General features: G+C 63.5%; 15 protein-coding genes and 2 pseudogenes. 10 read left to right on the top strand and 7 right to left on the bottom strand.

The features are described 5' to 3' along the window. The first annotated feature begins 34 nt into the window (after positions 1–34). The 7 genes and pseudogenes from F4827_RS09490 to F4827_RS09515 all read left to right on the top strand — a co-directional run. The gene (locus F4827_RS09490) at positions 35–838 is read left to right on the top strand and encodes a transporter substrate-binding domain-containing protein (RefSeq protein WP_183723752.1); all 804 of its coding nucleotides are present in this window, start codon (positions 35–37) and stop codon (positions 836–838) included. 144 nt (positions 839–982) lie between these two features. After that, positions 983–1,117, top strand: a complete 135-nt coding sequence (locus F4827_RS35165) for a hypothetical protein (RefSeq protein ID WP_260175077.1) — start codon at positions 983–985, stop codon at positions 1,115–1,117. 494 nt (positions 1,118–1,611) lie between these two features. Beyond that, the gene (locus F4827_RS09495; protein WP_183723723.1) at positions 1,612–1,887 is read left to right on the top strand and encodes a FeoA family protein; all 276 of its coding nucleotides are present in this window, start codon (positions 1,612–1,614) and stop codon (positions 1,885–1,887) included. Then, on the top strand, positions 1,884–3,737 hold the full coding sequence (locus tag F4827_RS09500) for a ferrous iron transporter B (protein ID WP_183723724.1): 1,854 nt from the start codon (positions 1,884–1,886) through the stop codon (positions 3,735–3,737). Before F4827_RS09495 ends, F4827_RS09500 begins: the two co-directional genes overlap by 4 nt. Then, complete coding sequence (locus F4827_RS09505; protein ID WP_183723725.1) at positions 3,734–4,024, top strand: DUF6587 family protein; 291 nt, start codon at positions 3,734–3,736, stop codon at positions 4,022–4,024. The genes F4827_RS09500 and F4827_RS09505 overlap by 4 nt, the downstream gene beginning before the upstream one ends. Before the next feature lie 637 nt (positions 4,025–4,661). Next, a pseudogene (locus F4827_RS09510) lies at positions 4,662–7,337 on the top strand (filamentous hemagglutinin N-terminal domain-containing protein); the annotation flags it as partial. After that, positions 7,337–8,029, top strand: a pseudogene (locus F4827_RS09515) (ShlB/FhaC/HecB family hemolysin secretion/activation protein); the annotation flags it as partial. The pseudogenes F4827_RS09510 and F4827_RS09515, both read left to right, overlap by 1 nt. A gap of 133 nt (positions 8,030–8,162) precedes the next feature. On the opposite strand, the gene F4827_RS09520 reads toward F4827_RS09515, so the two are convergent. Both F4827_RS09520 and F4827_RS09525 read right to left on the bottom strand, forming a co-directional pair. Further along, on the bottom strand, positions 8,163–9,605 hold the full coding sequence (locus tag F4827_RS09520; RefSeq protein WP_221303639.1) for a gamma-aminobutyraldehyde dehydrogenase: 1,443 nt from the start codon (positions 9,603–9,605) through the stop codon (positions 8,163–8,165). Positions 9,606–9,635: 30 nt separating this feature from the next. Further along, a complete protein-coding gene (locus F4827_RS09525; RefSeq protein WP_183732131.1) occupies positions 9,636–9,800 on the bottom strand; it encodes a hypothetical protein in 165 nt (54 codons plus the stop codon). A 172-nt stretch (positions 9,801–9,972) separates the two neighbouring features. Between F4827_RS09525 and F4827_RS09530 the strand changes: the two genes are divergently transcribed. Then, complete coding sequence (locus tag F4827_RS09530) at positions 9,973–10,767, top strand: CDP-diacylglycerol diphosphatase (protein ID WP_183732128.1); 795 nt, start codon at positions 9,973–9,975, stop codon at positions 10,765–10,767. 16 nt (positions 10,768–10,783) lie between these two features. Here the strand turns inward: F4827_RS09530 and F4827_RS09535 are convergent, their stop codons facing one another. Next, positions 10,784–11,287: a MarR family winged helix-turn-helix transcriptional regulator gene (locus F4827_RS09535; protein ID WP_183732125.1), complete on the bottom strand. Its 504-nt coding sequence runs from the start codon at positions 11,285–11,287 to the stop codon at positions 10,784–10,786. Between the two features lie 66 nt (positions 11,288–11,353). Here F4827_RS09535 and F4827_RS09540 point away from each other — a divergent pair, with 66 nt between their 5' ends. Continuing rightward, positions 11,354–11,812, top strand: a complete 459-nt coding sequence (locus tag F4827_RS09540; RefSeq protein WP_183732122.1) for a carboxymuconolactone decarboxylase family protein — start codon at positions 11,354–11,356, stop codon at positions 11,810–11,812. 69 nt (positions 11,813–11,881) lie between these two features. Here the strand turns inward: F4827_RS09540 and F4827_RS09545 are convergent, their stop codons facing one another. From F4827_RS09545 to F4827_RS09560, 4 genes are read right to left on the bottom strand one after another with little or no spacing between them, the layout of a single operon-like run. Continuing rightward, positions 11,882–13,891 (bottom strand): acetyl/propionyl/methylcrotonyl-CoA carboxylase subunit alpha, encoded by a 2,010-nt coding sequence (locus F4827_RS09545; protein ID WP_183732119.1) that lies wholly within the window; start codon positions 13,889–13,891, stop codon positions 11,882–11,884. Between the two features lie 20 nt (positions 13,892–13,911). Beyond that, on the bottom strand, positions 13,912–14,697 hold the full coding sequence (locus F4827_RS09550; protein WP_183732117.1) for an enoyl-CoA hydratase/isomerase family protein: 786 nt from the start codon (positions 14,695–14,697) through the stop codon (positions 13,912–13,914). 27 nt (positions 14,698–14,724) lie between these two features. After that, the gene (locus F4827_RS09555) at positions 14,725–16,332 is read right to left on the bottom strand and encodes a carboxyl transferase domain-containing protein (protein WP_183732114.1); all 1,608 of its coding nucleotides are present in this window, start codon (positions 16,330–16,332) and stop codon (positions 14,725–14,727) included. Between the two features lie 48 nt (positions 16,333–16,380). Continuing rightward, on the bottom strand, positions 16,381–17,562 hold the full coding sequence (locus F4827_RS09560) for an isovaleryl-CoA dehydrogenase (protein ID WP_183732111.1): 1,182 nt from the start codon (positions 17,560–17,562) through the stop codon (positions 16,381–16,383). Between the two features lie 229 nt (positions 17,563–17,791). On the opposite strand from F4827_RS09560, the gene F4827_RS09565 reads away from it, so the two are divergent. Beyond that, positions 17,792–18,538, top strand: coding sequence for a TetR/AcrR family transcriptional regulator (locus F4827_RS09565; RefSeq protein ID WP_183732106.1), 747 nt, complete (start codon positions 17,792–17,794; stop codon positions 18,536–18,538). Positions 18,539–18,552 lie beyond the last annotated feature (14 nt).

The raw sequence follows: 18,552 nt of genomic DNA on the forward strand, positions 1-18,552 counted from the left end.
CGTAGCCCCCACACCAACAATCAGGAGACACATGATGAAGGTATCGAAACTCTTTCTCGCAGGTGCAATCGCATTCACCTCGCTTGGCTTTACCGCCGTGGCCGCCCATGCCGAAGACCTGCTCGACAGCGTGAAGCAGGCAGGCGTGCTCAAGATCGGTCTGGAAGGCACCTATCCGCCGTTCGACTCGCGCAACAGTTCGGGCGAGCTGGAAGGATTCGATGTCGATGTGGCGAAAGCCGTGGCCGCGAAGCTCGGCGTGAAGCCAGAATTCATCCCCACCGAATGGAGCGGCATCATCGCCGCGCTGCAGGCCGGCAAGTTCGACGTCATCGTCAACCAGGTGACCATTACGCCGCAGCGTCAGCAGGCGCTCGATTTCAGCCAGCCCTATACATTTTCGGCGGCGCAGCTGATCCAGCGCGCCGACGACAAACGCGAGTTCACTTCGCTCGACCAATTCAAGGGCGAGCAGAAGATCGGCGTGACCCTCGGCACCAACTATGACTCGATGGCGCGCGCCGTGCCCGGCATCAACGTGCAGACCTATCCGGGCGCGCCCGAAAAGCTGCGCGACCTCGCCGCCAAACGTATCGACGCCACCATCGACGACCGTTTGATGCTGCCGTACATGATCAAGACCTCGCATCTGCCGCTGCGTCCGGGCGCGGTGCTCAAGGGCGCGAATCAGGAGATGGGCATTCCGTTCCGCAAGGGCAATCCGAAGTTCGAAAAGGCGATCAACGACGCGCTCACGCAACTCAAACAGGATGGCACGCTCAAGAAAATCTCGATGCATTGGTTCGGCAGCGACGTGACGGTGCCGGTCGCACAGTAAAACCAGGCAGCGCGATCATTTTCACGCTTTACCGACAGCGCCCGATACGCAACCGGAACGGCGCTGTCGGTTTCACCGAAGGGCTTGAGCGAATTTCGTCAAGCATCGTCAGAGCACACCAAACGCCGTCAACGCCCGCCTTTCGTGCAGCACTTACCGGGCCCGCACGGCGTCTCCGGCTCGAGCGATGGGCAGCAATGGGACCATGGCGAGCAACGCTCGCAACGGGTGCTGTCGCATCACAAGGGCTACGACACGCGCGAACGCGCCGGGCATTGACGCGAAGTGCGTCGTCGCGACGAACACGCGCACGTGCGCCATGACCACCCTAAGCCGCGTGAAGACAACGGCTCGATGTTCGATCCACGCCGCCCGAATTACCACGGTTGATCGGCCCGACGGACCTCGCGCGACTGTGACCGTAAGAGGTCCGGCGCTTAGACCGACAGCCCTTTTGCCTCATCGACAAAAGGGCTCTTCATGCTCACTCCAGGCACGCTTGCGCTGTTCTCCGGTGCGGGCCTGGCGCTGCTCCTCGCTTGCGCAAATCGAAATTAAACGGCGTGTCATCCCCCTTGCCACAACCGGCAACCGGGGATCGGGTGCGGATCGGCGCACGCAAGCATGCGACAAAATCGCACACTCCATCCCGCACACATGCGCTTTTGCCGCTGCCGCAGCGTCGGATCAAGTCGCACGCGCCGGTTTGAAACACATCAACCGCGCAACGCCGCTACAATGAGAACAGTTCTCATTTCATAAAAAGATTCCCCATGCGGCTGACCGACCTACCCAAGGGCGTTCCTGCCTTTGTTGAGCGCGTCGACGACGCGTCTGCACGCGACCCCATCGCACAACGCCTGCGCGATCTTGGCTTCGTCCCCGGCGAGCCGGTGCGCCTCGTGGCGCGCGCGCCGTGGAGCGCCGACCCGCTGCTGGTACAGATCGGCTCGACGCGTTTCGCACTGCGCCGCGCGGAAGCCGGGCGCGTGAGCGTGAGCCTCGAAGCCGTTGGGCACGATACTGACGTGGTGGGAGCCGCCGTATGAGCCAGACGCCGCTGCGCATCGCCCTCGTCGGCAACCCCAACTGCGGCAAGACCGCGCTGTTCAATCTGCTCACCGGCGCGCGCCAGAAGGTCGCGAACTACGCGGGCGTGACGGTCGAGCGCAAGGAAGGCCGCTTCACCACGCCCTCGGGTCGCAAGATCCAGTTGCTCGATTTGCCGGGCGCGTACAGCTTCGATTCGGTTAGCCCCGACGAGCGCGTCACGCACGACGTGCTGATGGGCCGCTATCCGGGCGAAGCGATTCCCGATCTGGTGGTTTGCGTCGCCGATGCGACCAATCTGCGACTGCATCTGCGCTTCGTGCTCGAAGTCAAGCGCATGGGCAGGCCGGTCGTGCTCGCGCTCAACATGATGGACGCAGCGAAGCGTCGCGGCATCACCGTCGATGTGGCGAAGCTCGCGCGCGCGCTCGGCATGCCCGTGGTAGAAACCGTGGCCGTGCGACGCAACGGCGCCCAGTCGCTGATCGAGTTGATCGACGGCGTGGACGCGAGCAGCGCGCTCGCGCCCCACGCCGCCGGCGCAGCCGCCGATCCTGGGAGCGACCTGCACGCCACCGTGCGCGCGATTCTCGCCGATGCCGTGACGATGCCGCGCGCCACCGATGCGCGCGACGACGCCATCGACAGCGTCGCGCTGCATCCGGTGATCGGCCCGCTGATCCTCGCCGTGGTGATGTTCCTCGTATTCCAGGCCGTGTATTCGCTGGGCAAACCGCTGACCGACTCGATCGGCGACGGCTTCGACTGGCTGGGCGGCATTGCGGGCGCTTGGCTGCCCGATGGCCCGCTGCGCAGCCTGCTCACTGACGGTCTGCTCACGGGGCTGGGCACCGTGCTGGGCTTTTTGCCCGAAATTCTGGTGCTGTTCTTCTTCATCCTCGTGCTGGAGGAGTCCGGCTATCTGCCGCGCGCGGCCTTCCTGCTCGACCGCATGATGGTGTCGGTCGGGCTCACGGGGCGCTCGTTCATTCCGCTGCTGTCGAGCTTCGCCTGCGCGATTCCGGGCGTGATGGGCACGCGCAGCATCTCCGACCCGCGCGACCGCCTGGCGACGATACTCGTTGCCCCGCTGATGACCTGCTCCGCGCGCCTGCCGGTGTATGCACTGTTGATCAGCGCGTTCATCCCGCATCGCATGGTGTTCGGCCTGTTCAATCTGCAAGGGCTGGTGCTGTTCGCGCTGTACGTCGCGGGCATCGCGGGCGCGATGGCGGTGGGCTGGATCATGAAGCATCTGCGCCGCGATCGCACCGAATATGCCTTGCTGATGGAACTGCCGTCGTACCGCATCCCGCGTGCACGCGACGTGGCAATCGGCCTGTGGGAACGCTGCACGATCTTCCTCAAGCGCCTGACCGGCATCATCCTCGCGCTAACCGTGATCATGTGGTTCGTCTCCACGTTCCCCTCGCCGCCCGCTGGCGCAACCGGCCCTGCCATCGACTACACGATCGCGGGCTACCTGGGCCGCGCGCTGCAATGGCCGTTCGCGCCGCTCGGCTTCAACTGGCAGATGAGCCTTGCGCTGATTCCCGCATTCGCCGCGCGCGAAACCGCCGTGGCCGCGCTCGCGACGGTGTATGCCGTAGCCGGTGGCGATAGCGATGTCGCCGCGCTTGGGCACACGCTCGCGCAGAACTTCTCGGTGGCCAGCGCGCTTTCGCTGATGGTGTGGTTCGCGTTCGCGCCGCAATGCATGTCGACGCTCGCCGTGATCCGCCGCGAGACGCGTTCGTGGCGCGCGGTGGTCGTCTCGTTTGGCTATATGTTCGTGGTCGCGTACGCGGCTTCGTTCATCACCTACCAGGTTGCGAGGCATTTCCTGTGAGCGCGAATCTGCTACTGCAATATGCCGTGATCGCGCTGCTCGTCGTGGTGAGCTTCTGGACCGCTCTGCGCAAGGTCGCACCGAAAACCACTTCGCGCATGCAGGCTGGCGTGGCCGCGCCGCTGCTGCGTTCACAGCGCGGCGCATTCGCGCAACGCGTGGGACGCTGGCTCCAGCCCAAAGGCGCAACCGGCGATTGCGGCGATGGTTGCGGTACGTGCGGCACCTGTGGCCCTTCGGATGCCCCTGAGGAAAAGGCGGTCACGTTCCATCCGCCACGCAAATAATCGTTGCGCGCGCATCCAATAAAACACGGCCCGCTGGTTAGCTCCGGCGGGCCGTTACTTCATGTACTGCGCGTGTGCCTTCGGCGGCCGGAAGGTCTGGTGATAGAGACATATAAGCCAGGCGCGCTGCGCCTCGAAGTCCGGGGCGTCGCGGCTTACACGTTCCGGGTGAACTGGTTGTTATTGCGGGCCGGTTTGCCACGGCGACAGAAGAAGCTCACGCAATCGTCGAGAAAGTCATCGTAGTAGATCGGGATCATCCGCACTTGCTGCCAAAGCTTTCGGTCATCCTTGACGCTTATCTCGACGGCGCGCGAACCCATTCGCGAAGGCGCTGACCTGACCGATTCGGATTTTTCTTATGTCTTTCGCGTGACGACGTCCATAGATTGTCGCCTGGAATCGACGATGTCAGCGAGCCAAATGGTCGTGTCGGGATGGCTCGCATCCCCCTTTGGAGCCCGCGCAATGCGTGCTTCTTTTTAGCCTCTGTAGGCTAAAAGCGACGATTGCATGCGCAACGGATCAATATCCCTCAGACGATTCTCAAAGATGGTGAGACGTGACGTTCCTTGACACATTGCAAATCCTTACGCGGTAAGAATCCAGGAATAAACGTTCTCCGGGGTTGGGTGTGATGAATCGCAGTTACAGGCTGGTCTTTAGTTGCGCGCGCAATATGCTGGTCGCCGTCGAAGAAACGGCAACGGCAGTAGGCAAGACGGGGGAAGCACGGGCAGCCGTGCGCGCCTCAAGTCCGTCTGGTCTTCGACCCTCGTTGCGTCGTCTCCTTCCTGCTGCATTGATTGCGCTTGCGCCCATGCTGTCGTTCGCGCAGATCGTTGCGGGCGGCGCGCACGCGCCGAACGTTATCCAGGCGCCCAACGGGATCGACCAGGTAAACATTAACCGTGCGTCCGGGGCTGGCGTTTCGGTCAATACCTACAACCGGTTCGACGTGCAGTCGAAAGGCGCGATCCTGAACAACTCGCCGACGATGGTTCAGTCGCAACTCGGCGGGATGATTAACGGCAATCCGAACTTCGCGCCGGGACAGGCTGCCAGGGTCATCGTCAACCAGGTCAACAGCGCGAACGCATCGCAGTTCAATGGCGCGCTCGAAGTCGCGGGCCAGCGGGCGAACGTGATTCTGGCCAATCCTTCGGGGATTTCCGTCAATGGCGGCACGTTCATCAACACGAGTCGCGCAACGCTGACCACCGGTACGCCGAACTATGCGGCGGACGGATCGCTGTCGGGCTTCAATATCACAGGCGGGAATATCGCGATCAGCGGCGCAGGTCTGAATGCGTCGGGCGTGGATCAGGTCGATCTGCTCTCGCGCGCCGTGCAGGCCAACGCCGCGATCTACGCGAAGACGAACCTGAATGTCGTGACTGGCGCGAACAGCGTCGACTACAACACACTCAACGCCACGCCCATTGCGGGCGATGGTGCAGCGCCGGGTGTCTCCATTGACGTGAGCAATCTCGGCGGCATGTACGCCAATCGCATCGTGCTCGTCGGCACGGAGGCAGGCGTCGGGGTGTCGCTCAAGGGCGTCACGGCGGCGCAGGCGGGCGACCTCGTGCTGACATCGGCGGGCAAGCTCGTACTCGCGGGCCAGACGAATGCAAGCGGCAATATCGTTGCGAACGCAACTGGCGGCATCGACAATACGGGGACGACCTACGCGCAGCAGAACGTTAGCCTGACTACGTCCGGCGCGCTGACCAACAGCGGCACGGTTGCCGCGCAGCAGAACACGATTGCAAGCGCCGGTTCAGTCAGTTCAACCGGCACGCTCGCGGCGGGCGTGAACAATGACGGTTCGCTTGCGCAGTCGGGCGATCTGAACGTGAACGCGTCAGGCGCGGTTACGGCGACCGGGCGGAATGTGGCGGGCGGCAATGCGAGCGTGAGCGGCGCGTCGGTGAATCTCGCGGGCGCGACCAACTCCGCTAACGGGACTTTATCGCTCGCTGCGAACAGCGGCGACCTGAACCTGTCGGGCGCGACCACGACCGCAGGCGGCACGCTCAACGCAAGCGCGAGCGGCACGCTGACGAACGATAACGCAGCGATGTCGTCGGGCGGCGCGCAGACCCTCACGGCGGGCGCGCTATCGAACCGCGGCGGTCAAATTATTTCGGGTAGCACGCTGACTGAAAGCGTTGCGGGCGCGACGAACAATCAAGGCGGCACGATGCAGGCCGCAGGCGCGCTCGCCTCGTCGAGCGGGTCACTCGACAATTCTGGCGGCACCATTGCGTCGCTTAACGCAGACGGCGTGTCAATCACGACGACCGGACTGCTCAACAACGGCGAGGGCGGCAGTATTGGCGGCAACGGTGACGTCAATCTGCAAGCCGGTCAGATTTCGAACGCCGGTTCAATTACCGCAGTGCAGACGCTGATAGCGCGCGCCGCGCAAACGCTCTTCAACAGCGGCACGTTCGCTGCCAATGGTGCGGTTTCGCTCACGGCCGGGACGACGCTTACCAACACGAACACGCTGTCGGGCGGCTCGCTTGCCCTCTCGGCATCGACCTTCGACAACAGCGGCGGCACGGCCAGCGCCGACCAGTTTACGCTGCACGCAGCGAACCTGGTGAATCACGGCGGCACCATCACGCAGACCGGAACCGGCGCGACCACGCTCGACGTAACCGGCATGCTCGACAACTCCGCGGGCGGGACGCTTGAAACCAACAGCACGGACCTGACGATTGCACCGGCCACGCTCGACAACGACGGCGGCACGATCACGCACGCCGGAACCGGCAAGCTCTCGATCAACGCAGGCAACGGCGCGGGCGCGCTGTCGAATGTCGGCGGCAGGATCGCCGGTAACGGACAGGTTTCGCTACAGGGCGCCACGCTTAACAATACCGGCGGCTCAGTCGCGGCGCAAAACGGCTTGAGCGCGACGGTCGGCGGCGCGCTGAACAACGCGAACGGCAAGCTGGTTTCGAACACCGATACGAATCTCTCCAGCGGCACGCTGAACAACAACGGCGGCCAGATCGGCGCGAGCACAACGGAGACGATCAGCACAGGAACGCTGACCAATAGCGGCGGCTCGATTGTCGCGCCGACTCTCACGTTGACGACGGGCGCGACGCTCGACAACAGCAGCGGCGATGTCGAAGCGAACCAGCTATCGCTCAATGCTGCGAACCTCGTGAATCACGGCGGCACGATCACGCAGTATGGCGCGTCGGCGACGGGCTTCGATGTGAGCGGCACGTTCGACAATTCGAACGGCGGCACATTCCAGACCAACAGCACGGACCTGACGCTTGCACCCGGCAGAACGACGTGCTCGGCGGCTATGTGCAGCTATCGAAGCGATTCGGCGACAGCTTCATCGACGACACGACGATACCGACCCAGAAGCGCAACAACACGTTTCTGGAGTTCGGCGCGACCGACCGGCATTACTTCGGTGCTGCGCAGTTCGACGGCACACTCGCCTATCGTCAGGGCATCGGCGGCTTGGGCGCGACTCCAGACCCGTATATCGACGGCCCGACGTACCGCTTTCATATGGCCGTGCTCGACGCGAACCTGTCGGTCCCGTTCGCCATCGCGAACCAGCCGTTCCGGTACGTCGCGACATTCCACGGCCAGTTCACCAACGACACGCTTTTCTACATCGACGAGCTGACCATCGGCAGCCGGTACACCGTGCGCGGCTTCGACGGAGAATCGATGCTCGCGGCCGAACGCGGATTCTACTGGCGCAACGAACTGCAATGGCCGGTCCTTCAGACGGGACAGACGTTATATGCGGGGATCGACTACGGGCGCGTGTTCGGGCCGAACACGGCGTTACTAGCGGGGACGCAACTGGCGGGCGCGGTGATTGGCATTCGTGGCGGGGTGCCGACGAAGTATGTCGGCGTCTCGTATGACCTGTTTGCAGGGACGCCGATCTACAAACCTGAAGGTTTCCCGACCGTACGCTGGACGGTCGGGTTCCAGATTACGGGACAGTTCTAGGCGTGAGCGGACGCGCCGCCGAAAGCAACACGCGCCGCGCCGCCTTTCGACCGTCCCACGCAACTGCGCCAACCATTTCGCGCCATTGTTCGGCGTCCCACCGCCAGCCTTCAATGGTGCGAACGGACCGAGCTTAGTGACGAATCATCACGTGACGCGCCACGGTGTAATCCTCCAGCGCATACGCCGACATATCCTTGCCATAACCCGAGCGCTTGAAGCCGCCATGCGGCATCTCGCTCACGAGCATGAAGTGCGTGTTGACCCAGGTGCAGCCGTATTGCAGACGCGAACTGAACTGCATCGCCGTGCCCACGTCCCGGGTCCACACCGAACTCGCCAGGCCATATTCGGAATCGTTGGCGAATTCCAGCGCCTGTTCGGCGTCGCACACCGGCGTAATCGACACGACCGGCCCGAACACTTCGCGCTGCACGATTTCATCGGTTTGACGCGCACCGGCGATCACGGTCGGCTCGTAGAAATAGCCGCGCTCGCCCCACGCACGACCGCCCGCGACCACTTCGATATGCGCATTGTCACGCGCGCGATCGACAAAGCCCGCCACGCGATCGCGCTGACGCGCCGAAATCAGCGGCCCCATTTCCACGCCTTCATCACGCTGCTCGCCGAGTTTGATGGTTTTCACGGCTGCGGCGAGATCGGCCACCAGTCGTTCGTACACCTTCTGATCGGCGTAAATGCGGCAGGCGGCCGTGCAATCCTGGCCCGCGTTATAAAAACCAAACGTACGAATGCCTTCCACCACCGAAGCGATGTCGGCATCGGCCAGCACGATCACGGGCGCCTTGCCGCCCAGTTCCAGATGCGTGCGCTTCACGGTCTGCGCGGCGCTCTGCATGATCTTCTGGCCCGTGCCCACATCCCCCGTGATTGAGACCAGGCGAATATGGCGATGCGCGGACAGCGGCGCGCCCACGCTCTCGCCGCGCCCCGTGACGATATTGAGCACGCCGCGCGGGAACAGATCGACGGCGGCTTCGGCCAGCAGCAGCGCGGTCAGCGGCGTGAGTTCCGAGCTTTTGAGCACGACGGTGTTACCCGCCGCCAGCGCCGGGCCGATCTTCCACGCTGCCATCATCAGCGGATAATTCCACGGCGCGATGCCCGCCACCGCGCCCAACGGATCGCGGCGAATCATGCTGGTATGGCCCGCGAGATATTCGCCTGCTGCAAGACCGTGCTGCGTGCGCGCCGCGCCCGCGAAATAGCGCAGCACATCGGCAATTGCGGGAATTTCGTCGTTGAGCGCGGCGGAATACGGCTTGCCGCAATTGAGCGATTCGAGGTGTGCGAAGCGCTCGGCGTTACGCTCGATGCGGCTTGCGAGTTCGATCAGCGCTTCGGCGCGCTCGCGCGGCGTGGTGGCGGCCCATGCGGGAAACGCGGCATGCGCGGCCGCGACAGCCTGTTCCACCTGTGCCGTGGAGGCTTCCGCGATCTCGCACAAGGGCACGCCCGTGGCCGCGTTATAGACCGCATCGGCAGGACCTTCGCCCGCCACCAGTTGACCGTCGATCAAAAGACGCGACGGCAATTCCAGTTTGTTCGTCATGGTGTCCTTGTGGCTGTTCTGTGGGAGTCTTCAGTCGATGCCGTTGCCCGGCGACGTCGGTGCGCCGTCGTCGTATTGCGCGAGAAAATCCATTATCGTCCGATGATAAAGCGAAAAGCCCGTGTAATCGATCAGATTCTGATTGGGCGATTTGAGCACGCGATGCGTGCGGCGCGCACTATTTTGAATCGTCACAAGTTCGTCCCGGCCAGGGAAATACGCGCGCATCGGGTGCGCCCGTGCACACTGAAGCGGCATGATGCTGCATCAAGCGCGCGTCACAGAGTTTCGGCTACACTCCCCGCAGCATGCCAAGCCCGCGCGGCGCTCCGCGCGGTTCTGAAGCTCACTCGCCCCATCCGCGCCGATGTTCCGAATCCGTCACGCTGCCGCTGCGCCCTCCTCACCACGCCGTTACGCATCGCTTGCCGCCGCTCTGGGCGCTTCGCTGATCGCGGCGCTTGCCGCCACGGGCTGCGTGCGGCTCTCCACCTTCGACCCGAACGGCCTCTGGAAAGTGGTGGGAGAGCAGTGCGTGCCGAACGCGCGCGACAAGGGTCAACCGGGGCCATGCACGACGGTCGATTTCCAGAAGCGCTATGCGGTGCTCAAGGACATCAGCGGCCGCGCGCAATATCTGCTGATTCCCACCGATCGCGTTTCCGGCATCGAAAGCCCCGATATTCTCTACGGCGGCTCGCCCGAATATTGGGCCGGCGCATGGGCCGCCGGTCGCTATGTGAACGACAAGCTCAAGATGACGCTCACGCCCACGCAACTGGGCCTCGAAATCAACTCGTCGCAGCAGCGCTCGCAGAACCAACTGCATATTCACGTCGATTGCATGCGCAACGATATCGCCGATGCGCTCGCGCCGTACCGGCACGACGCTCCGGGTTCATGGCGCTGGGCCACGCTCGACGGCAAGCGCTATCGCGTCACGCGCGTGACCAGCCTCACCGATCGCGACAATCCCTTCCGCGTAGTCGAGCGCAGCCTCGACCCGCAGCAGGCCATGGCCACGCAAACGATCCTCGTGACCGGCGCGGGCGCCGACACCGCGCACGACGGCTGGCTCGTCGTCAACAGCGCCCAGGATCTGGATGGCGGCACGGGCACCGCGGAAGGTCTGCTGGATCATTCCTGCGCCCTGGCCAGATAAGGCCGGCTGACGCGGCTCAATTGGCCTCGTCCTCGCGGGCGAGCGCCACGAGCCAGCGACGAATCACCTGCTCCTCGTCGGCATCGAAGCCTTCCAGCATCTGCGCTTCCAGTCTCCTCACGCGCGCACGGCACTGCTTGAGCAGGCTTTGCCCCGCCTGCGTCACCTCAATCTGCTGGATGCGTCCATGCACCGGATGCGGCCGACGCTCGATCAAGGCATTGCGCGCGAGGTTCGCTACGATCACGCTGACCGTCTGTGGCGTGAGCGCCGCTAGGCGCGCGAGATCCGCTCCCGACACCCCCGGATAAGCGACGAGCATGGTCAACACCACGAATTGCGGCGGCGTGATGCCCAGATCGTCCAGCGCCCGCTCCATGCGCAGACGCTGCGCTGCGCCCGCCTGACGCAGCAGATAGCCGATATAACCGCTCTCGCCGCGTTTGCCTTCGCCCGCCGCGGGAATATTCGCCGCGCTTTCAGGCCCGGTTTTGGGTTTACGCTTCGTTGTATTGCGCATAATATCAGAGTTCGAATATGATGTTCGTGCTCTGATACTATCTCCGAACCCAGGCGAGGTCCAGTCATGTCACACCGCATTTCCTACGAAACGTTTTCGCACGATGCACCGCAAGTGGTCGCGGGCCTCGTGACGATGAGCAAGGCCGTGGATGCTTCCGGCCTTGAAAAATCGCTGACCGAGTTGCTGAAGATTCGCGCGTCGCAAATCAACGGCTGCGCGTTCTGCATCCAGTACCACCTCAACATCGCCCGCGATCTGCCGATTGCGCGCGAAAAGCTCGACCTGGTGTCGGCATGGCACGAGGCGCGCGCGTTCTTCAGCGAACGCGAGCAAGCCGCGCTGGCCTATACGGAAGCGCTCACGGCGAAGTTGCACGAGGGGGTGAGCGAAGCGCTCTATCGGGAAGTGGCCGAGCAGTTTCCCGGCGAGCAGATGGCATTTCTGACCACGGCCATCGCCAATATCAATGCGTGGAATCGCATTGGCGTGGCGTTGCAGTTTGCACCGCCGGTGAAGGCTTGAAGTGGCTTCGGGCCTTGCGCTTGATCGACCCGGGCCTGTTGCATTGCGCGAACAGGACCGGGCCGATGGTTAACCGGCTTCCAGCATCAACAGTTGCGCCCCATCGGCGACCTGGTCGCCCACGCCGTACAGCACTTCGGTGACCTTGCCCGCTGCGGGCGCGCCGATCGTATGCTCCATCTTCATCGCCTCCATGACGATGAGCGGCGTGCCCTTTTCCACCACCGTGCCCGGCTCCACCAGCACGGCAATCACCTTGCCCGGCATCGGTGCGGTCAGGCGGCCTTCGCCATGCTCCGCGTCGGCTGCGTGCGCCAACAGGTTCTGCCATTCGAAGGCTATTGCCGTGCCCAGGCAGAACACATGAAACACATCGCCGTCGATAAACACGCGCCCCGTTACGTGCGTGTCGCCAATGGTCGCGCCGTATTCCGGTGCCTGCGCGCCGCGCCACCAGGTATAGGCTTCTTCGCGGCCCGTGCAATCGAGAGTCTGCGCTGCGCCGTCTTGCGAAAACGCCACCGACAACGCAGCATCGCTTTCGACGTCGCGCCACGCAAACGTCTGTTTGAAGCCGCTATTCAAGCGCCAATGCGCGAGCGACTGCCACGGCGAAGCACTCGCCGCCACACCGCCCTCGCGCCCGATCAATGCGGCGCAAGCAAGTGCGAGCGCTTCACGCAAGGGCTTGTTCTGCGCGGCGAATAGCGCATCGTGATGCCGCTCGATCAGGCCGGTATCGAGATCGGCATGCACAAACGGCTCGCTCGTCACCAGCCGATGCAGGAATTCCACATTCGTATGCGGCCCGACGATTTCGCATTCTTCCAGCGCGCGGCGCATGCGCGCAAGCGCATCGGCGCGCGTTGCGCCGTGCACGATGAGCTTGGCGATCATCGGGTCGTAGAACGGCGTGATGGTGTCGCCTTCGCGCACGCCGCTATCGATGCGCACGCTCGCGCGCTGGCCTGCATCGCCCAAGCGGAATTCGACGCCTTGCGGCATGCGCAGGTGCTTGAGCGTGCCCGTCGAAGGCAGGAAGCCGCGCGCCGGGTTCTCCGCGTAGATCCGCGCTTCGAGCGCATGCCCGCTTACCTGGAGTTGCGCCTGTTCGAGCGGCAACGGCTCGCCCGCCGCCACGCGCAATTGCCATTCGACCAGATCGAGGCCGGTGATCATTTCGGTCACCGGATGCTCGACCTGCAGGCGCGTGTTCATCTCCATGAAGTAGAAGTCCGCGCCAGTCATGATGAATTCGACCGTGCCCGCGCCCACGTATTGCACCGCGCGCGCCGCCGCAACCGCCGCTTCCCCCATCGCGCGCCGCACATCGTCGTTCAGCCCGGGAGCGGGCGCTTCTTCCAGCACTTTCTGGTGACGGCGCTGCACCGAGCAATCGCGGTCGAACAGATACACCGCGCCGCCCAGTTTGTCCGCGAACACCTGCACCTCGACGTGACGCGGGCGCGTGAGATATTTTTCGATCAGCACGCGATCATTGCCAAAACTGCTCGCGGCTTCGCGCTTGCACGACGCCAGCGCCGCGGCGAAGTCCTCGCTGCGCTCGACCACGCGCATGCCTTTGCCGCCACCGCCCGCACTGGCCTTGAGCAGCACGGGGTAGCCCATGGCGTCCGCTTCGCGTTGCAACAACGCGGCGTCCTGATCGTCGCCGTGATAGCCGGGCACGAGCGGCACCGCCGCCGCGTGCATCAGCGCCTTGGCCGCGGCTTTCGAGCCCATCGCCGCAATCGCTTCAACCGGCGGACCAATGAAAACGATGCCAGCGGCTTCGCAGGCGCGGGCAAAATCTTCGTTTTCCGAAAGAAATCCGTAGCCAGGGTGAATCGCTTGCGCGCCCGTTGCCCTGGCGGCAGCGATGATGCGCTCGATGCGCAGATAGCTCTGCTGTGCACTCGCTTCGCCGATATGAACGGCTTCGTCGCAGGCAGCAACGTGCTTGGCGTTGGCGTCGGCGTCCGAGTAGACGGCCACGCTCTTGACGCCGAGTCGTCGGCAGGTGGCCGCGACGCGGCAGGCAATCTCGCCCCGGTTGGCGATCAGAATCTTGTTGAACATGAAGAGTCTCGCTAGGGGTCTCAAACGCGCCAAAGCGGCGTGCGCTTTTCAAGGAACGACGACACGCCGTCGCGACCTTCCTCGCTCGCGCGGATGCGTGCAATGCGCAGCGCCGTATCGTCGATCAAGGTGTCGTCGATGGTCACGCCCGCGACGTCCTGCACCAGCTGTTTGCACTCGCGCACCGCATTCGGGCTGTTGGCGCAGAGCGCCTGGGCGAGTCGCTGCACGGTGACGTCAAGTTCGTCTGCGCTTACGGCTTCGCTCACGAGGCCCAGACGCAGCGCGGTCGCGCAATCGAAAGCTTCCGCCGTGACGAAATACCGGCGCGAAGCCTGCTCGCCCAGCGCGCGAATTACATAGGGCGCGATGGTGGCGGGCATCAGGCCAAGGCGCGCCTCGGACAAACAGAAGTGCACCGTATCGGCCGCCACGACGATATCCGCCGCGCAGACCAGACCCATGCCGCCCGCGTAGGCGTCGCCATGCACGCGTGCGATCACGGGTTTAGGACAGCGATAGATGGCCGAGAGCATCTGCGCGAGGCGCAACGCATCGGCGTGATTTTCATCGTCCGAATAGCCCGCCATCTTACGCATCCAGTTCAGATCCGCACCTGCACAGAAGGCCTTGCCGTTTGCCGCGAGCACGATCGCACGCACGTCGTCGCGCGCGCCGAGCGCGGTGAACGCCGCCCCCAGATCGGCGATCATGGTTTCGTTGAAGGCGTTGCGCACGTCGGGACGGTTCAGCGTGACCGTGGCGACATGTTCCGCGCACGCGACGGTGAGCGTTTCATATTTCATGGTGATCTCTCCTGCTCGCTCGCGGCCTTACATGCGGAACACGCCAAAGCGCGTATCCTCGATCGGCGCGTTCATCGTCGCCGACAAACCCAGGCCCAGCACGTCGCGCGTCTGGGCCGGATCGATCACGCCGTCGTCCCACAGGCGCGCGCTCGCGTAGTAAGGATGGCCCTGGCGCTCGTACTGCTCGCGGATCGGCTGCTTGAACGCTTCCTCTTCTTGCGCGCTCCAGTTGCCGCCCTTCGCCTCGATGCCGTCGCGGCGCACCGTAGCGAGCACCGATGCGGCCTGTTCGCCGCCCATCACCGAAATGCGCGCGTTGGGCCACATCCACAGGAAACGCGGCGAATACGCGCGACCGCACATGCCGTAATTACCCGCGCCGAACGAGCCGCCGATAATGACCGTGAATTTAGGCACTTTTGCCGTCGCCACGGCCGTCACCATCTTCGCGCCATTGCGAGCGATGCCTTCGTTTTCGTACTTGCGCCCCACCATGAAACCCGTGATGTTCTGCAGGAACACCAGCGGGATTTTTCGTTGCGCGCACAACTCAATGAAGTGCGCGCCTTTGAGCGCCGATTCCGAAAACAGAATGCCGTTATTCGCGACGATGCCGACCGGATGGCCCCAGATATGCGCGAAGCCGGTCACGAGCGTGGTGCCGTAGCGGGCCTTGAATTCGTCGAACGCCGAATCGTCGACGATGCGCGCGATCACCTCCCGCACGTCGAAAGGCTTGCGCGTATCGACAGGAATCACGCCATACAGGCTCTTTGCGTCGTAGCGCGGCGGCAGCGGTTCGCGCAGCGCGACCGGGGGCACCTTCGTGCGATTCAGATTGCCGACGATGGAACGCGCGATGGCCAGCGCGTGCGCATCGTTCTGTGCGAGATGATCGGCCACGCCGGAAAGGCGCGTATGCACGTCGCCGCCGCCGAGGTCTTCGGCGCTGACTTCTTCACCCGTCGCGGCTTTGACGAGCGGCGGTCCACCCAGAAAAATCGTGCCCTGGTTCTTGACGATGATAGATTCGTCGCTCATCGCGGGCACATAGGCGCCGCCCGCTGTACACGATCCCATCACCACGGCGATCTGCGGAATGCCTTGCGCCGAGAGATTGGCCTGGTTGTAGAAGATGCGGCCAAAGTGATCGCGATCGGGGAAGACATCGTCCTGATTCGGCAGGTTCGCTCCGCCCGAATCGACCAGATAGACGCAGGGCAAGCGATTCTCTTGCGCGATTTCCTGCGCGCGCACGTGCTTCTTGACCGTGACGGGATAGTACGTGCCGCCCTTGACCGTCGCGTCGTTGCAGACGATCACGCACTCCTGACCCGCAATGCGCCCGATGCCCGTGATAACGCCTGCGCCCGGCGCATCGTCGTTATACATGCCATAGGCGGCCAGTTGCGAAAGCTCCAGAAAAGGCGTGCCCGGATCGAGCAGTTGCGCGATGCGCTCACGCGGCAGCAGTTTGCCGCGCGAAACGTGCTTGTCGCGCGCGGCTTCGCCGCCGCCCAGCGAAAGCTTCTGGATTTTTTCGCGCAGATCGGCAACCAGCGCTTCGAGCGCGGCGGCGTTGGTCTTGAAGTCGTCCGAGCGCGGGTTGAGTTTGGTTTCGATGATCGGCATCTCGTTGTCCTCGCAACGTTCTGGCTTTATTCTGGCTTTATGCTGGCTTTACGCCGTTTCCGCGAACAGTTCGCGACCGATCAACATGCGGCGAATCTCGCTCGTGCCCGCGCCGATTTCGTAGAGCTTCGCGTCGCGCCAGAGACGCCCCACGGGATACTCGTTGATATAGCCGTTGCCGCCCAGAATCTGGATTGCTTCGCCGGCCATCCACGTGGCCTTTTCGGCGGTATAGAGAATCACGCCCGCGCAGTCCTTGCGCACCTGGCGCACGTGTTCCTTGCCGAGCGTATCCAGTTGGCGACCGACCGCGTAGAGATACGCGCGGCACGCCTGGTAGGTGGTGTAGAGATCCGCGACCTTGCCCTGGATAAGCTGGAATTCGCCGATGGCCTGGCCGAACTGCTTGCGCTCATGGATATACGGCACGACCGCGTCCATGACTGCGGCCATGATGCCCGTGGGGCCGCCCGCGAGCACGGCGCGCTCGTAGTCCAGGCCGCTCATGAGCACCTTCACGCCGCCGTTGAGTTGGCCGAGGATGTTTTCCTCCGGCACTTCCACGTCCTGAAACACGAGTTCGCCCGTATGCGAGCCGCGCATGCCCAGTTTGTCGAGCTTCTGCGCCACGGAAAAGCCCTTCATGCCCTTTTCGACGATGAAGGCCGTGATGCCCTTCGCGCCCGCTTCGAGATCGGTCTTTGCGTAGACCACCAGCGTGTCGCAATCCGGGCCGTTGGTGATCCACATTTTCGTGCCGTTGAGCACGTATTTATCGCCCTTTTTATCGGCGCGCAGCTTCATGCTGACGACGTCCGAGCCCGCGTTCGGCTCGCTCATCGCGAGCGCGCCGACATGTTCGCCGGAAACCAGTTTGGGCAGGTATTTGCGCTTTTGCGCCTCCGTGCCATTGCGATGGATCTGGTTCACGCAGAGGTTCGAATGCGCGCCATACGAAAGCCCGACCGACGCCGAGGCGCGCGATATTTCCTCCATCGCGACCATATGCGCGGTGTAGCCCATGCCCGCGCCGCCGTATTCCTCCGACACCGTCATGCCAAGCACACCCAGATCGCCGAATTTGCGCCACAGGTCCATGGGGAACTGGTCGGTGCGGTCGATCTCGCCGGCGCGCGGCGCGATTTCATTTGCCGCGAAATTGGCGATGCTGTCACGCAGCATTTCGATTTCTTCGCCAAGCGGGAACTGCAAACCGGGTACGTTGCTCATCTGTTGTCTCCTTTGTCGGCTCGGGCGTTGAACGCGCAGGCTGCGGCTGCTCGTGGCGGCCCCTCGGGGACACATTTCACGCCACATTTACGTTAACGTCAATAGATATTTTTGAGTAACGCTCAGATTTGCGCCATGCCGGGATAGAAGCCTTGGAAAATGCCTCGCAAAGCGATTCTCCTGGTGCATAATCGGCACGAATCCCGTCTTTAACTGAACCTCACTCAGAATGTCAGCCGCCCCTCCCACCCTTCTGCCCGCCTCGCGCCGCGAACCCGCCGGGCGCAAGTCCCAGCAGCGCGTGAAGGAAATTCTCGAGGCAGGCCGCGCGGTCTTCTCCGAAAAGGGCTACGCGCGCGCCACCACGGCCGAGATTGCGCAACGACTGGGCATCTCCGAAGCCACGGTGTTCAGCTATTTCCGCGGCAAGCGCGAACTGTGCGCACGGGTGATCGGCGACTGGTATGACGAATCGATCGAGGCGATCGAATCCGGCTTGCCGCGCGACGCAACGGTGCGCCAGCAGTTCGGCTTTATCGTGCGCATGCATCTGCAATTGATGCTGGAGAGCGGCACCGGCATCTGCGAACTGGTGCTTTCCGAAGGGCGCACGCGCCATCACGATCTGAGCGAGGCGCTCATGGAAATGCAGCGGCGCTACACCGCGCCGCTCATGCGCGTGCTCGCGCGCGGTCAGGAATGCGGGCAGATCCGCAACGATATGCCGCTGCGCCTGCTGCGCTCGCTCGTGTTCGGGCCGATGGAACACGTGTTGTGGGACGCAACGCTTGCGAACCGCCGCACGGATATCGACGCTACAGCAGAGCAGCTTGCCGATGTGCTCTGGAGCGCGCTGCAACCGCCCAATCTCGAACTGGCGGCGCTGGCGCAGTTCAGCCAGGACGTGGGCGAAGCGATGCAACGCCTCGCGCGCGAGCGTGCGCCCCGCAAGCCGGGAGTATCGGAGCGCGATTGAGACCGCCCGCGAAA

Source organism: Paraburkholderia bannensis (assembly GCF_014200455.1).
GTDB lineage: Bacteria > Pseudomonadota > Gammaproteobacteria > Burkholderiales > Burkholderiaceae > Paraburkholderia > Paraburkholderia bannensis_A.